Raw genomic sequence first — 13,495 nt, 5'->3', positions numbered from 1 at the left:
CAGAGGGCCGGATAACATTTCGGGAGGAGATGGTGGGGACAACAAAGAATGAGACCTCACCTGGTAGGTTGCGGTAGCAACCATCCCGACAAGGCCTGGTAATGGGTGAGGTCTCGATGTGGCTAGTTCGTGAGATCATGGACCTAATCCTGCTGCTGGTGCATGGGATCTCGGAGTTGCTGCGGACCCGCCACGACTTCATGGAACTGGAGAAGGGGATCTTCCGGCTGGTGCAGGAGGTGGCGCGACGGGCGCTGGTGCTGGCGTTGCACCGGCTGGACGACGAGCTGATGCGCCGGCGGGACGCGGCGCGATATGAGTTGGTGCACAGCAAGCCGCGGACGATCGTGACGCCGTTTGGGAAGGTGCAGGTGCGGCGGCGGTACTACCGGGACCGTCAGAGCGGGGAAGGCCATTTCCTGCTGGACGAGGCGCTGGGGTGGACAGCCCGCCAGCGGCTGTCGCCGTGGGCCACAGAACTGGCGGTGGCGATGGCCGCGGAGATGCCGTACCACCGGGCGGCGGCGGTGCTGGCGAAGCTCACGCTGGGGGGCATGGATGTCCGAGCGATGAGCGTCTGGCGTGAGGTCCAGGAGGTGGGCGCTGTACGGGTGGAGCAAGCCGAAGCGCAGCGCCGTGCAGTGTTCGACCGTGGCGAGGTGCCGGCGGGGCAGCGGCGGACCGAGCGGTTGCGGATTGAGGTGGACGAGGTGGTGGTCCAAGGCCGTGGTCCCCGGGGAGCCCACAGGCACCTGGGGCTGAAGCTGGCGGTCGGCTATGAGGGCAAAGAGCAAGTCGGGCAAAACCGGTGGCAACTGGTAGAGCGCCGGGTGACCGCAGGCTTGGCCAGTGCGGAGGTCTTCTCGGAGCAGACGTATGCGGATTTCGGCAGCAAGTGGGATCTGAGTGCGGTACAGGACGTGGTGGTGGGCGGCGACGGTGCCCCGTGGGTGAAGCAGTGGGCGGGGACGTTTGCCGGAGCGAGGTACCAGCTGGACCCGTTCCACCTCCGCCGGGCGCTGCTGGAGGGTCTGTCGCATGACGAGGAGGCCTACCGGAAGGCGGTGGAGGCCCTGAAGGTCAAGGACTGGAGCCAGGTGGAGCAGGTGCTGGCGACGGCCGAGCGGGCCAGTCGTGGGGCGCAGCGCAAGCGTGTGGCAGGGCTGCGGAAGTACCTGCAGGAGAACTGGGACGGCATCTGCCGTTCCGGGGCCGCAGACAGTTTGGGCACCATTGAGGGGCAGGTGTTCCACCATGTCGCCCGACGGATGAAGCGCCATGGAGCGCAGTGGAGTGACAGGGGAGCGGACCATCTGGTGCGGCTGCTGGCGGCCCGGGCGAACGGGGAATTGGCGGTGATGGGGCGGCAGGCCTGGCCGATGCAGTCGGAGGTGTTGCGCCAGGCAACCGGCTCGACGGCGATTCGGGTGCAGCCCGGGGAACTGAATGATCCGGAGGCATGGCTGCGGGTGAACCTGCCGGCGCTCAGCGGACCAGCTGCCGGCTCGCCGTGGGTCAAGTACGTGCTACGTGAGCTTGTGAGGGCGCTGCCGCGGAGTGCATAACGAACCAAAAAATTCGGGCCTTGTCGGGTCACCTACCGAAGCTTGACACGGCCGTTACAGAGGGTGCGATTGCGCCCTGGGAGGGCCCGTGATATAATCGACCGGTGCGAGCCGGGGTGCCGGCTTTTCGTCGCCGTCCCCGGCGTCGCCCGGCCGTGAGTTCGCTTCGCCCTCCCCGGCGAACCGGGGGGCGTCTGGGAGTGAGCAGCATGAAGCCCGGGATCCACCCGAAGTACGAGCTGACGACGATCACGTGCGCCTGTGGCGCGGTGTACCACGTGGGGTCGACGAAGAAGAACATCCGCGTGGAAGTCTGCGCCAACTGCCATCCGTTCTACAGCGGCAACCGTTCGGCCCGGGTCGAGACCACCGGCGGCCGCATCGAGCGCTTCCGCAAGAAGTACGGCATGGCGTGAACCGGACGGGGCGGGCTGCACGAGCGAAGGAACGGTGGGAAGGTTGCCGGAAGCGGTCCTGTACGGCGGGCAGGCCGTGATCGAGGGCGTGATGATGCGCGGCCCGGACCGGATGGCCATCGCCGTCCGGCGGCCGGACGGCGAGATCGGCCTGCGCGTGGAACGGATCGAGTCCATCGTGCGGCGCTACCCGCCGCTCGGCTGGCCCGTCGTGCGTGGGGTGGTCGCCCTGGTGGAGACCACCGTGCTCGGTGTCTCGGCGCTCCTGTACTCGGCCAACGAGGCCGCGCCGGAGGAGCAGAACCTGACCCGGGGCGAGCTGACGGCCACGACCGTCGTCGGGGTGGTCGGCGGCCTCGCCCTGTTTGTCGCGCTGCCCACCTGGCTGACCGGGGCCGTCCGGGTCCACGCGTGGAGCCCCTTCGCGGCCAACCTGTTCGAGGGCCTGGTGCGGCTGGCGCTTCTCATCGGCTACCTCAAGGCCGTGGCCCTCATCCCGGACATCGAGCGGGTGTTCCAGTACCACGGGGCCGAGCACAAGGTGATCAACACGCTGGAGGCCGGCGAGGAGCTGACGGTGGAGAACGCCCGCCGGCACTCCCGGGAGCACAAGCGCTGCGGCACCAGCTTCCTCCTGTACGTCGTGGTGATCTCGATCCTGGTCTACGCCTTCCTCGGCTGGCAGGCGCTCTGGCTGCGGGTCCTGACCCGCCTGGCGCTGGTGCCGGTGATCGCGGGCCTGGCCTACGAGTTCATCCGCTTCGCCGGCCGGTCGAAGCATCCTCTGGTGCACCTGCTCAGCCGGCCCGGCATGTGGCTTCAGGGGCTGACGACGAGGGAACCGGACGACGCCCAGCTGGAAGTGTCCATCGCCGCCCTGCAGGCGGCGCGCGGGTTCGGCCTCCCCGGCTAGCGCCCTCGGACGACCGGCGCGCCCCGGGGGGCGCCGGTCGTCCGCGCGTGTGCGCCCGGGGCCCGCGGGGCCGGCGCCCCGGGAGGAGGGGTGACGATGCTCGAGACAGCGGTTCTGAGCAAGCTCGACGAAGTGGAGAAGCGCTTCCGGGAGCTGGAGGAGCAGATGGCCAGCCCGGCGGCCCTCGCCGACCCGCGGGAGCTGCAGCGGCTGGGCCGGGAGCACCGCCGGCTGGGTCCCATCGTGGAGAAGTATCGCGAGTACCGGAAGGTCCTGACCGACCTCGAAGAGGTCCGCCACCTCCTCGACGCGGGCGACGAGGAGCTGCGGGCGCTGGCGCGCGCCGAGCTGGAGTCGCTGAGCGCCCGGGAGGAGTCGCTGGACCGGGAGCTCCGCATCCTGCTCCTGCCCCGCGACCCCAACGACGAGCGCAACGTGATCATGGAGATCCGCCAGGGCACCGGCGGCGAGGAGGCGGCGCTCTTCGCCGCCGACCTCCTGCGCATGTACACCCGCTACGCCGAGCGCCGGCGCTGGCGGGTGGAGATCCTCGACGCGAACCCGACCGAACTGGGGGGCTACAAGGAGGTCGTGTTCCAGATCTCCGGCGACGGCGCGTACAGCCGGCTGAAGTTCGAGGCGGGGGTGCACCGCGTCCAGCGGGTGCCGGAGACCGAGGCGCAGGGGCGGATCCACACGTCGACGTGCACGGTGGCGGTGCTGCCGGAGGCCGAGGAGGTGGACGTGGAGATCGACCCGAAGGATCTCCGCATCGATACCTTGCGGTCGGGCGGGGCCGGCGGCCAGCACGTCAACAAGACCGAGTCGGCGGTACGGATCACGCACCTGCCCACCGGGATCGTGGTGCTGGTACAGGACGAGCGCTCCCAGCACCAGAACCGCGACAAGGCCATGCGGATCCTGCGGGCGCGTCTCTACGACCATTACAGCGAGCAGGCCCGCAGCCAGGAGGAGGCGGCTCGCCGGGCGCAGGTGGGCACGGGCGAGCGGGCCGAGCGCATCCGCACTTACAATTTCCCCGAGAACCGGGTGAGCGACCACCGGATCAAGCTGACCCTGTACAAGCTGGACCAGTTCCTGGACGGGGACATGGACGAGGTCATCGACGCCCTGATCATGAACGACCAGGCCGCCCGGCTCCGGGACGCCGCGGTGTGACGCCCGTGCGTGTCCGGGACGCCCTCCGGGCGGCCTCGGCGCGCCTTGCAGCGGCCGGGGTCGGGGACCCCGCGCGGGAGGCGCGCTGGCTGCTCGCCCACGCCCTCGGCGTGCCGCTGTCCGACCCGGCCCTCCTGCCCGACCGGCCCCTGCCGGAGGAGGTGGCCGGGGCGTTCTGGCGCGCCGTCGAGCGGCGGGCAGCGCGGGAGCCCCTCGCCTACATCCTGGGGACGCAGGAGTTCATGGGGCTCACGCTCCGGGTGACCCGGGACGTCCTCGTCCCCCGGGCGGATACCGCCGTCCTGGTCGAGGCCGCCGTGGAGGCCCTCCGGGAAGCCTTCCCCGGGGCGACCGAGCTGCGGGTGGCCGACGTGGGGACGGGCTCGGGGTGCATCGCCGTGGCGATCTGCCGGCTCCTCCCCCAGGCCCGCGTCTGGGCGACCGACGTCGCTCCCGCCGCCCTGGCCGTCGCGCGGGAAAACGCCGCCTCGGTGGGGTGCGCCGGCCGGGTGACCTTCCTGGAGGGCGACCTCCTGGACCCGCTGCCGCCCGCCCTGCGCCTGCACGCGATCGTGTCCAACCCGCCCTACGTGGCGGAGGACGAGTGGCCCGGGCTCATGCCCGAGGTCCGCGAGTACGAGCCGCGCCAGGCGCTCCTGGCCGGCCCGGACGGTCTCGCCGTGATCCGCCGCCTCGTGGCCGGGGCGCCGGAGCGCCTCGAGCCCGGCGGCGTCCTGGCCCTCGAGGTGGGATACCGGCAGGCGGAGGCCGTGCTGGCGCTCCTGCGCGCCCGGGGTCTGGAGGCGGCGGCACGCCGTGACCCGGCCGGCCACCTCCGGGCCGTGATCGGCCGCCTAACCGGGTGGCCCCGCCGTGGCCCGCAGCCGGGCGGCGGCTGAGGCCGTCGGGCGGAGCCCGAGGCCGGCCGCCCCGGGTCGGTCATCATAAGCTCTGCCTCCCCGTAGCAACATCTTCGGGGGACCTCACCGGGGGAAGGACTTGGGGCCGCATGGGCGAATCCAGTTGTGGGTAGTGGGCTGTGAGTTGTGAGCGCCCCGCAGCCCGTCCGGTGCGTCCCGTAGGGCAGGACCGGCGGGCCGGAGGCACACCAGCAGGCCAACGGCGTGCGGTCCGGCGGGGTGCGGGCCGGAAGGACGGCACACGCGCGGGCCGGCGGACGGGCGGACTGCGAGTGCCCGTGTGCGCGCGACGCTCACCACGCATCACTCCCAACGGACAACCGAAAGGGGGGCTCTGGAGACGCGCGTGCTCAGGCTGGACCCGCGGCAGCCGGATCCGGACGCCCTCCGTGAGGCCGGCGACGTCATCCGGCGGGGCGGGCTGGTGGCCTTCCCCACCGAGACCGTGTACGGCCTCGGCGCCAGCGCCCTCGACCCCGCCGCGGTGGAGCGCGTCTTCCGCGCGAAGGGCCGGCCGGCCGACAACCCGCTCATCGTCCACGTGGCGTCCCCGGCTGAGGCCGAGGCGCTGTGGGCCGAGGTCACCCCGGCCGCGCGGGAGCTCATGCAGCGGTTCTGGCCGGGTCCGCTCACGCTGGCCCTGCCCCGCCGGCCTCACGTTCCGGACGTGGTGACGGCGGGGCTGCCGACCGTCGGGGTGCGGATGCCCGACCACCCGGTCGCGCTCGGCCTCATCCGGGCCGCGGGGGTGCCGATCGCCGCCCCGTCGGCCAACCTCTCGGGCCGCCCGAGCCCGACCCGGGCCGAGCACGTGATCGAGGACCTGGGCGGCCGCATCGACCTGGTCCTGGACGCGGGCGAAACCGGAGTCGGGGTGGAGTCCACCTTCCTCGATCTTTCCGTCGACCCGCCGGTGCTGTACCGCCCCGGCGGGGTGACCCCCGGCGCGATCTGCGCCGTCATCGGCCCGATCCAGATCGACCCGTCGGTCCACGGGGCCGAGGCTGGCGAGGCGCCCCGCTCGCCCGGACAGAAGTACGCGCACTACGCGCCCCGGGCCCAGGTGATCGTGGTCGACGGCCCGCTGCGGGACGTCCAGCGGAAGATCAACGATCTGGCCTACGAGTTCATGCAGGAGGGGCGCACGGTGGGGGTGCTGGCGACCGCGGAGAGCCGCGGGACCTACCAGGTGCCCGTCGTGCTCGAGGTCGGGAGCCGCAAGAACCTGGAGATGGTGGCCAGCAGCCTTTTCGCCACCCTACGGGCGTTCGACCGCCACGGGGTCGACGTGGTGCTGGCCGAGGGGTTCCCGGAGGAAGGGCTCGGCCTGGCGATCATGAACCGCCTGCGCCGTGCGGCAGCGGGGCGGGTGATCGAGCTGTGAGTGCGGACCGGCCCCCGCGCATCCTCCTGGTGTGCACCGGGAACACCTGCCGCAGTCCGATGGCCGCCGGGCTCATGCGGCGGGCCGCCGAACGGCGTGGGATCGAGCTCGAGGTCGCCTCCGCCGGCACCGCGGCCGCCCCCGACGCCCCTGCGGCTCCCGAGGCCGTGGCGGCGCTGCTCGAGAAGGGGGTCGACCTCTCCTCCCACCGCGCCCGCCGCCTGGAGGCGCCGGACGTGGAGGCGGCCGACCTGGTGCTGACCATGACCGCGGCGCACCGCGACAGGGTGCTGGAGCTGGCGCCCGGCGCCCGGGACCGGGTGCACACGCTGTCCGAGTATGCGACCGGCGAGGCGTCGGACATCCCCGATCCCCTCGGAGCGGGGCTCGAACGCTACCGGGAGACGGCCCAGGTGCTGGAGCGACTGGTGGAAGCTGCACTCGACCGTTACCTGCAGGAAAGGGGCCGCCCGTCATGATCATCGCGGTGGGGTGCGACCACGGCGGTTTCGACCTGAAGGAGGCGGTGATCGAGGTCCTGCGCCAGGAAGGGCACGAGGTGCGCGACTTCGGGACCATGAGCCGGGAGTCGGTCGACTACCCGGACTTCGCCCGCGCCGTGGCCGCCGCGGTCGCGGCCGGGGAAGCCGATCTGGGCGTGCTCATGTGCGGCACCGGGATCGGCGTGTCGATCACGGCCAACAAGGTCCCGGGGATTCGCGCCGCCCTGTGCGCCGAGCCTTACTCCGCCCGCATGGCGCGCCAGCACAACGACGCCAACGTGCTCTGCATGGGGGCCCGCGTGGTGGGGCCCGGGCTGGCGCAGGACATCGTCCGGGCCTTCCTGACCGCGCGTTTCGAGGGCGGCCGCCACGCCCGGCGCGTGGGCAAGATCCGGGCGATCGAGCTCGAGTTCGCCCCCCCGCCTCCGGGTGGCCGGGTCACCGGGGGGTGAGCGCGGTGTCCGAGGAACGCACCGACCTGCCTCCGGAGGAGCTTCTCGCGACCGTGCGGGAGCAGGTCCGGCAGGCCGCCCTGGAGCTGGTCGACGTGGCGGGGCTCCGGAGCGGCCAGATCCTGGTGGTGGGGTGTTCCACCAGCGAGGTGGCCGGCCGGCGCATCGGCACGGCAGGCTCCCGCGCGATCGCCGACGCCGTGTACGGCCCCCTCGCCGAGGTGACGGGTGCACGCGGGATCTTCCTCGCCTGCCAGGCGTGCGAGCACCTGAACCGGGCGCTGGTGGTGAGCCGGGCGTGCGCGGAGCGCTACGGCCTGGAGGAGGTCACGGTGGTCCCCGTCCCCCGGGCGGGGGGTGCCTTCGCCGCCCGGGCATTCGCCGAGCCCGACGCCGTGGTGGTCGAGGACCTGCGCGGCCAGGGGCACGCCGGGCTTGACATCGGGCAGACGCTCATCGGGATGCACCTGAGGCGGGTGGCGGTTCCGGTGCGGCTCAGCCTGCGCACGATCGGCGAGGCCGTGCTGACCGCGGCGCGCACGCGGCCCAAGCTGATCGGCGGCGAACGCGCCGTGTACCGCCGCGAGGGGTGACCCCGGTCCAGCCCGCCGCTCACGACAAGGTACCGACGGGAGGCCGGAACTTGGGACGGGTCGTCGTCATCGATCACCCGCTGGTCCAGCACAAGCTGACCATCATGCGGGACGTGAACACGGGTCCGAAGGACTTCCGGGAACTGCTCGAGGAGATCTCGATGCTCATGGCCTACGAGATCACCCGCGACCTCCCCACCGAGGAGGTGGAGGTGACCACTCCCCTCGCGCGGGGCCGGTTCCGGATGCTGGCCGGGAAGAAGATCGGCCTCGTCCCGATCCTCCGGGCGGGGCTCGGGATGGTGAACGGGGTCCTGCGCCTGATCCCGGCGGCCCGGGTGGGGCACGTGGGCCTGTACCGCGATCCGGAGACGCACCTTCCCGTCGAGTACTACTGCAAGCTCCCGCCGGACGTGAACGAGCGCGAGATCATCGTGCTCGACCCCATGCTGGCGACGGGCGGCAGCGCCGTGGCGGCCATCGACTTCCTCAAGGAGCGGGGGGCGCGGCAGATCAAGCTGATGGCGCTGGTGGCCGCGCCGGAGGGCGTCCGGCGGGTGCAGGAGCGCCACGCGGACGTGGACATCTACGTGGCCGCGATCGACTCCCACCTGGACGAGCACGCCTACATCGTGCCGGGCCTCGGAGACGCCGGGGACCGGCTGTACGGCACGAAGTAGCCCAGGGGTGACCGGCGATGTCGCACCGCCGCCCCACGTGGGACGAGTACTTCGTGGAGATGGCCCGGCTGGCCGCCACCCGGGCGACCTGCCCGCGCCGGCGTGTCGGCGCGGTGCTCGTGCGTGACGCGCGCGTGATCGCCACGGGCTACAACGGCGCCGTGCGGGGGGCGCCGCACTGCGACGACGTGGGCTGCCTTCTCGACAACGGTCACTGCAAGCGCACCGTCCACGCCGAGCTGAACGCCCTTCTCCAGTGCGCCCTGAACGGCGTCAGCAGCCGGGGCAGCACCCTCTACACCACCGACTTCCCCTGCGTGGACTGCGCCAAGGCCCTGGTGCAGGCCGGCGTGGAGCGGGTCATCTACCTGGCCGATTACCCCGACCCGAACTCCGCCGGCGTCCTGCGGGCCGGCGGGGTCGAGCTGTACCGGGCGGTCCCGGTGGAGGAGCCTCCGGGCGATGCCGAGGCCGCCGCGACCCGCGTCGTGCTGGATGACGGCGACCTCCCCTTCGCCCGTTTCGTCCCGGCACGGGCCGGCTACCGGCTGGTCCGCGACCCCCGCGGAGCCTGAGAGATGGGGGCGGATCGCTTGTCCGAGTCGAAGTCCCTGTCCCTCCCCAAGCTCGACCGAATCCTGAAGAACGTCACCGTCGAGTCCACGGCCCTCAAGCTCATGGAGGAGGCCGGCGAGCTGGGGGCCGCCATCAGCCGGCTGAGGGGTGCCGCCGGCATCCAGACGCCCCCCGGCGCCACGCCCCAGGACCTCCTGCGCGAGGTCGCCCTGGAGCTCCTGGACGTGGCGCAGACCGCCGTCACCATGATGTTCGTCCTGGAGGACGAGTACGGCCTGGACACGCGCTCGGTGCTCGCCGAGCACATCGAGAAGCTCACCCGCAAGGGCTATCTGACCCCGCTTCCCCGGCAGGCCGACCCGGCCGGCGGGCAGCGGGACCGGGAACCGCGGGGTGCGCTTTGACGTCACGGGGAGATGAGGGGTACAATGCCCCCGATGTCCGGGGTGTCCCGTCCCCGGCGCGATCCGGGAGATGACCTGTCAAGATGCACGGTGGCCTTCTCGGCTTTCTTCTCGCCACGGTCCTCGCTCTCGTCCTGACGCCGCTCGCCCGCAAGCTGGCCCTGCGCACGGGTTGCCTCGACCCGGTGGTGTCCCGCAGCGTCCACCGGGAGCCCACGCCCTACCTGGGCGGCCTGGCGATCTTCGCCGCATTCGTGCTCGCGGTCCTGGCAGTGGCCCGGCCGCTCGACCGCGGGGAACTGGGCATCCTGGTCGGTGGGAGCCTCGCCTTCGCCGTCGGCCTCGTGGACGACCTTCGCCGGCGCGCCGGCGGCCTGAGCGCCCGGGTGAAGTTCCTCCTCCAGATTGCGGCAGCGGCGGTCACGGTGGTGGGTTTTGACCTGCGGATCGACTGGATCCAGAACTTCTTCACCTCCCGGCCGGGAGACTACATCTTCTTCGGCTGGCTGGCCGTGCCCCTCACGGTGCTCTGGCTCGTGAGCTTCACGAACGTCATCAACCTTGCGGACGGGCTGGACGGGCTTGCCGCGGGCATCTCGACGATCGGCGCCCTCACGCTGGTGGCGGTGGCGCTGGGGCAGGGCCAGCGGGAGGCGACCCTCCTCGCCGCCGCACTGGCGGGGGCAGCCGTGGGGTTCCTGCGCTACAACTTCAACCCGGCCCGCATCTTCATGGGCGACGCCGGCGCCATGTTCCTGGGCTTCACCCTCGGCGCCGTCGCCGTGTACGGGGTGCTCAAGAGCGCGCTCGCCGTGGGGGTGCTGGTGCCGATCGTCGCCCTGGGCCTGCCCATCGCCGACACGGCGCTGGCGATCCTGCGCCGGGTCCTGGGGCACCGGCCCGTCGGGGAGCCTGACCGGGACCACCTGCACCACCGGCTCCTGCGGCTCGGCCTGAGCCAGCGCGCGGCGGTCCTCCTGCTGTGGACGGTCTCCGGGGCCCTGGCGCTCACCGCCGTGACCGCCTCGGAACTCGCCCAGGACCGGGCCCTCGCGGTCATGGCCGCCGTGAGCCTGGGCCTCCTGTACGGCGGCGCGCGGACCGGCCTTCTCACGCTCGGCGGCGGGACGCACCGCTCCGCCGGCGGGGAGGGACGCCGGGAGGCGGGGCGGTGAGGCGCAAGGTCCTGACGATCTTCGGGACCCGCCCGGAGGCCACGAAGATGGCGCCCGTGGTGCAGGCGCTCCGGCGGCGCCCCGAATGGTTCGACGTGCGGGTGGCCGTGACCGGCCAGCACCGGGAGCAGCTCGACCAGGTGCTGGCCCACTTCGGCATCGTCCCCGACCACGACCTGGACATCATGCAACCCCGCCAGACGCTGAGCTACATCGTGACCGCGGCGCTCGTGGGGCTGGAAGAGGTCATCCGGGGCGAGCGCCCGGACATGGTGCTCGTCCACGGCGACACCCACACGACCCTGGCCGGGACCCTGGCGGCGTATTACAACCAGGTGCCGGTCGGGCACGTCGAGGCCGGGCTGCGGACCTACAACAAGTACTCGCCGTTCCCGGAGGAGATGAACCGCCGCCTCACCGACGCGGTGGCGGACCTCCTCTTCGCACCCACGCCGGCGAACCGGGAGAACCTGCTGCGGGAGGGGATCGACCCGTCCCGCATCTTCGTGACCGGGCAGACGGGCGTGGACGCCACGCTCATCACGTACCGGGAGGACTACCGGTTCCACGAGCCCCGCCTGCGGGAAGTCGACTTCGGGCGCTGGCGCGTGGTCGCCGTCACCGCCCACCGGCGGGAGAACTGGGGCGAGCCCATGCGCCAGATGTTCACCGCCATGCGGGAGCTCGTAGAGACCCACCCGGACGTGCTCCTGGTCTACCCGGTGCACCTGGGGCCGGCGGTCCGGGAGGTGGCCTTCCCCATCCTCTCCGGGCACCCTCGGATCCTCCTGCTGGATCCCATCGACTACCCGGACATGATCAACCTGCTCGCCCGGTCGTACCTGGTGCTCAGCGACTCGGGCGGCCTGCAGGAGGAGACCCCCGTCTTCGGCCGGCCTCTGGTGCTCATGCGGGACACCACGGAGCGGCCCGAGGCGGTGGCGGCGGGCACCGTGGTGCTGGCGGGCACGAGCCGCGAGGCCGTCTACGCCCACGCGCACCGGCTTCTCTCGGACGCGGAGGCCTACGCGGCCATGGCACGGGCCCGCAACCCGTTCGGGGACGGGCGGGCTTCCGAGCGCATCGCCGGCATCCTGGCCCACCACTTCGGCCTGGCTCCGGCGCTTCCGTCCGAGTTCGCGCCGTGACCGCCGGCCCGGCCGGGGAGGGCAAGCCCGGCGCCCGCCCGGGCGGGGTGGCGGCGTGAACGGCCCACCCGGACGGGAATCATGTGGTTTCCATGTTGGAATTTCTCTTAGGGTCCATTCCCGTTGTGTAACGATGGCCAGGGTTGTATAATGCCCGTTGGGAGTCGGCGGCCCGCTGGCACGAAGGAGGCCCGAGCCGTTGCCCGAACGCCCCCGACGCTCCAACTGGTCCCCGTACCTCAGCCTGGCGGCCGATTTCGGCTACATGCTCCTGGCAGCGGTGGTTCTCCTGGGGGGCGGCGGGTACTGGGTGGATCGGGCCCGGGGAGCCGAAGTCCCCTGGTTTGGCCTGACCGGCGTGCTGCTCGCGCTGGCCGTATCCTTCCAGAGCCTCTTCCGCGGGCTTGCCCGCCTGGAGCGCGCGGAGCGGGAGAGGAGGGCGAAGGCCAGGGAGCCCTCCCGGGGTGGTCCCGAAGAGGGACCCCGCTAGGGGGACTTCTTTCGTGCTAGGAGTTGTTCTCGGCATCACATTCGGGGCAGCAGCCGGCTTCCTGGAGAACGCCCTCCTGTTCCGGGCGATGGACCGCGTCCGCCGGGCCGGGAAGGAGCCGGTCCGGATACTGGGCGGCATGTTCTTTGCGCGGTACGTCTTTGACATCCTGCTGCTGGTTCTGTTCTGGGTGCTGACCCGCAGCGCGTCCGGCCTGATCGCTGCCGCACTCAGCCTCACGGTCGCAGTGAAGATTTCTCTTTTTATCGTCTACACGCGGAAAGGGGGGAGGTTTGATTGACCGGACTCTGGACCCTGGGGGAGGCCGCAGGTCCGGCGATCGAGTTTCACGAACCGCACATGTTGGTTCCCGCCCTGGGGATCGACAACCTGGTGGTCGGCGAGTGGCTGGTCATGGGCGTGCTGGTGCTCCTGGCCGTCCTCGTGAACCGGGCGATCCGCCCCGTCCCGCGCACCCGGATCCAGGGCTTCTTCGAGTACGCGCTGGACTTCCTGGAGGGCTGGCTCGCCGGGTTTATCGGAGGCCGCAAGGAGGCCCGCAAGTACCTGCCGCTCCTGGCCACCTTCTTCTTGTTCATCTTGCTCAGCAACTACTCGGGCCTCATCCCCACGGCCGGGCAGACGTGGTCCTTCTACCCGCCCACCGGCAAGTGGGGCACCACCGCCGGCCTGGGCGTCGTGGTGATGATCGCCGTCCAGGTGATCTCGATCCGCGAGCTCGGCTTCGGCGGCTGGATCACGCACGTCCTGGAGCTGCACCAGGGCCCCCTGGCCATCCTGATGGGCCCGCTCCGCATCCTCGAGGAGTTCGTGCGTCCCTTCTCGCTGAGCCTCCGACTCTTCGGCAACATCTTCGCCGAGGAGGTCCTCCTCCTCATCATCTCGACCCTGGCGCCCTACCTCGCCCCGATCCCGATCATGGGCCTGAGCCTGCTCTTCGGGGCGATCCAGGCGGTGGTGTTCACCACGCTCACCGCCATCTACATCGGCGGCGTCATCGAGGCCAGGGCGCACCTGGCGCACGGCGACCACGGCCACGGCGCCCACGAGGCCCACGCGGCCGCCGCCCACTGACC

At 71.7% G+C, this 13,495-nt stretch carries 17 protein-coding genes; all 17 read left to right on the top strand.

The features are described 5' to 3' along the window. The first annotated feature begins 101 nt into the window (after nucleotides 1-101). The 17 genes from caldi_RS14210 (at nucleotide 102) to atpB (ending at nucleotide 13,493) form a co-directional block, all read left to right on the top strand. A complete protein-coding gene (locus caldi_RS14210) occupies nucleotides 102-1,565 on the top strand; it encodes an ISLre2 family transposase (protein WP_264841566.1) in 1,464 nt (487 codons plus the stop codon). Nucleotides 1,566-1,774: 209 nt separating this feature from the next. Then, complete coding sequence (rpmE, locus tag caldi_RS14205) at nucleotides 1,775-1,981, top strand: 50S ribosomal protein L31 (protein WP_264842412.1); 207 nt, start codon at nucleotides 1,775-1,777, stop codon at nucleotides 1,979-1,981. 34 nt (nucleotides 1,982-2,015) lie between these two features. Continuing rightward, the gene (locus caldi_RS14200; RefSeq protein WP_406568089.1) at nucleotides 2,016-2,894 is read left to right on the top strand and encodes a DUF1385 domain-containing protein; all 879 of its coding nucleotides are present in this window, start codon (nucleotides 2,016-2,018) and stop codon (nucleotides 2,892-2,894) included. A 96-nt stretch (nucleotides 2,895-2,990) separates the two neighbouring features. Continuing rightward, nucleotides 2,991-4,073, top strand: a complete 1,083-nt coding sequence (gene prfA / locus caldi_RS14195; protein WP_264842410.1) for a peptide chain release factor 1 — start codon at nucleotides 2,991-2,993, stop codon at nucleotides 4,071-4,073. After that, complete coding sequence (prmC, locus tag caldi_RS14190; protein ID WP_264842409.1) at nucleotides 4,070-4,972, top strand: peptide chain release factor N(5)-glutamine methyltransferase; 903 nt, start codon at nucleotides 4,070-4,072, stop codon at nucleotides 4,970-4,972. Before prfA ends, prmC begins: the two co-directional genes overlap by 4 nt. Before the next feature lie 355 nt (nucleotides 4,973-5,327). Further along, complete coding sequence (locus caldi_RS14185; RefSeq protein WP_406568132.1) at nucleotides 5,328-6,377, top strand: L-threonylcarbamoyladenylate synthase; 1,050 nt, start codon at nucleotides 5,328-5,330, stop codon at nucleotides 6,375-6,377. Next, nucleotides 6,374-6,856: a low molecular weight protein arginine phosphatase gene (locus tag caldi_RS14180; RefSeq protein ID WP_264842407.1), complete on the top strand. Its 483-nt coding sequence runs from the start codon at nucleotides 6,374-6,376 to the stop codon at nucleotides 6,854-6,856. The genes caldi_RS14185 and caldi_RS14180 overlap by 4 nt, the downstream gene beginning before the upstream one ends. After that, nucleotides 6,853-7,332 carry a ribose 5-phosphate isomerase B gene (gene rpiB / locus caldi_RS14175; RefSeq protein WP_264842405.1) on the top strand — a complete coding sequence of 160 codons (480 nt, stop codon included), beginning with the start codon at nucleotides 6,853-6,855 and terminating at the stop codon, nucleotides 7,330-7,332. The genes caldi_RS14180 and rpiB overlap by 4 nt, the downstream gene beginning before the upstream one ends. Nucleotides 7,333-7,337: 5 nt before the next feature. Next, on the top strand, nucleotides 7,338-7,925 hold the full coding sequence (locus caldi_RS14170; RefSeq protein WP_264842404.1) for a TIGR01440 family protein: 588 nt from the start codon (nucleotides 7,338-7,340) through the stop codon (nucleotides 7,923-7,925). A gap of 50 nt (nucleotides 7,926-7,975) precedes the next feature. Continuing rightward, the gene (upp, locus tag caldi_RS14165; RefSeq protein WP_264842403.1) at nucleotides 7,976-8,605 is read left to right on the top strand and encodes a uracil phosphoribosyltransferase; all 630 of its coding nucleotides are present in this window, start codon (nucleotides 7,976-7,978) and stop codon (nucleotides 8,603-8,605) included. A 17-nt stretch (nucleotides 8,606-8,622) separates the two neighbouring features. Beyond that, a complete protein-coding gene (locus tag caldi_RS14160; RefSeq protein ID WP_264842402.1) occupies nucleotides 8,623-9,180 on the top strand; it encodes a deoxycytidylate deaminase in 558 nt (185 codons plus the stop codon). 18 nt (nucleotides 9,181-9,198) lie between these two features. Continuing rightward, nucleotides 9,199-9,585, top strand: a complete 387-nt coding sequence (locus tag caldi_RS14155; RefSeq protein WP_319951767.1) for a MazG nucleotide pyrophosphohydrolase domain-containing protein — start codon at nucleotides 9,199-9,201, stop codon at nucleotides 9,583-9,585. Between the two features lie 83 nt (nucleotides 9,586-9,668). After that, nucleotides 9,669-10,760 carry an MraY family glycosyltransferase gene (locus caldi_RS14150; protein WP_264842400.1) on the top strand — a complete coding sequence of 364 codons (1,092 nt, stop codon included), beginning with the start codon at nucleotides 9,669-9,671 and terminating at the stop codon, nucleotides 10,758-10,760. Continuing rightward, nucleotides 10,757-11,908 carry a non-hydrolyzing UDP-N-acetylglucosamine 2-epimerase gene (gene wecB / locus caldi_RS14145; RefSeq protein ID WP_264842399.1) on the top strand — a complete coding sequence of 384 codons (1,152 nt, stop codon included), beginning with the start codon at nucleotides 10,757-10,759 and terminating at the stop codon, nucleotides 11,906-11,908. The genes caldi_RS14150 and wecB overlap by 4 nt, the downstream gene beginning before the upstream one ends. Nucleotides 11,909-12,107: 199 nt before the next feature. Beyond that, a complete protein-coding gene (locus caldi_RS14140) occupies nucleotides 12,108-12,398 on the top strand; it encodes an AtpZ/AtpI family protein (RefSeq protein WP_264842398.1) in 291 nt (96 codons plus the stop codon). Further along, the gene (locus caldi_RS14135; RefSeq protein ID WP_264842397.1) at nucleotides 12,373-12,699 is read left to right on the top strand and encodes a hypothetical protein; all 327 of its coding nucleotides are present in this window, start codon (nucleotides 12,373-12,375) and stop codon (nucleotides 12,697-12,699) included. The genes caldi_RS14140 and caldi_RS14135 overlap by 26 nt, the downstream gene beginning before the upstream one ends. After that, a complete protein-coding gene (gene atpB / locus caldi_RS14130; RefSeq protein WP_264842396.1) occupies nucleotides 12,696-13,493 on the top strand; it encodes a F0F1 ATP synthase subunit A in 798 nt (265 codons plus the stop codon). The genes caldi_RS14135 and atpB overlap by 4 nt, the downstream gene beginning before the upstream one ends. Nucleotides 13,494-13,495: the final 2 nt, after the last annotated feature.

The organism is Caldinitratiruptor microaerophilus, assembly GCF_025999835.1.
GTDB lineage: Bacteria > Bacillota > Sulfobacillia > Symbiobacteriales > ZC4RG38 > Caldinitratiruptor > Caldinitratiruptor microaerophilus.
The sequence above is the reverse complement of the archived record's forward strand: the minus strand, read 5'-3'. Positions and strand labels throughout refer to the sequence as shown.

What these genes read in the sequence shown, in the direction of transcription:
- caldi_RS14210 (WP_264841566.1), top strand. Translation starts at nt 102, where the DNA reads ATGGGTGAGGTCTCGATGTGGCTAGTTCGTGAGATCATGGACCTAATC.
- rpmE (WP_264842412.1), top strand. Translation starts at nt 1,775, where the DNA reads ATGAAGCCCGGGATCCACCCGAAGTACGAGCTGACGACGATCACGTGC.
- prfA (WP_264842410.1), top strand. Translation starts at nt 2,991, where the DNA reads ATGCTCGAGACAGCGGTTCTGAGCAAGCTCGACGAAGTGGAGAAGCGC.
- rpiB (WP_264842405.1), top strand. Translation starts at nt 6,853, where the DNA reads ATGATCATCGCGGTGGGGTGCGACCACGGCGGTTTCGACCTGAAGGAG.
- caldi_RS14160 (WP_264842402.1), top strand. Translation starts at nt 8,623, where the DNA reads ATGTCGCACCGCCGCCCCACGTGGGACGAGTACTTCGTGGAGATGGCC.
- caldi_RS14150 (WP_264842400.1), top strand. Translation starts at nt 9,669, where the DNA reads ATGCACGGTGGCCTTCTCGGCTTTCTTCTCGCCACGGTCCTCGCTCTC.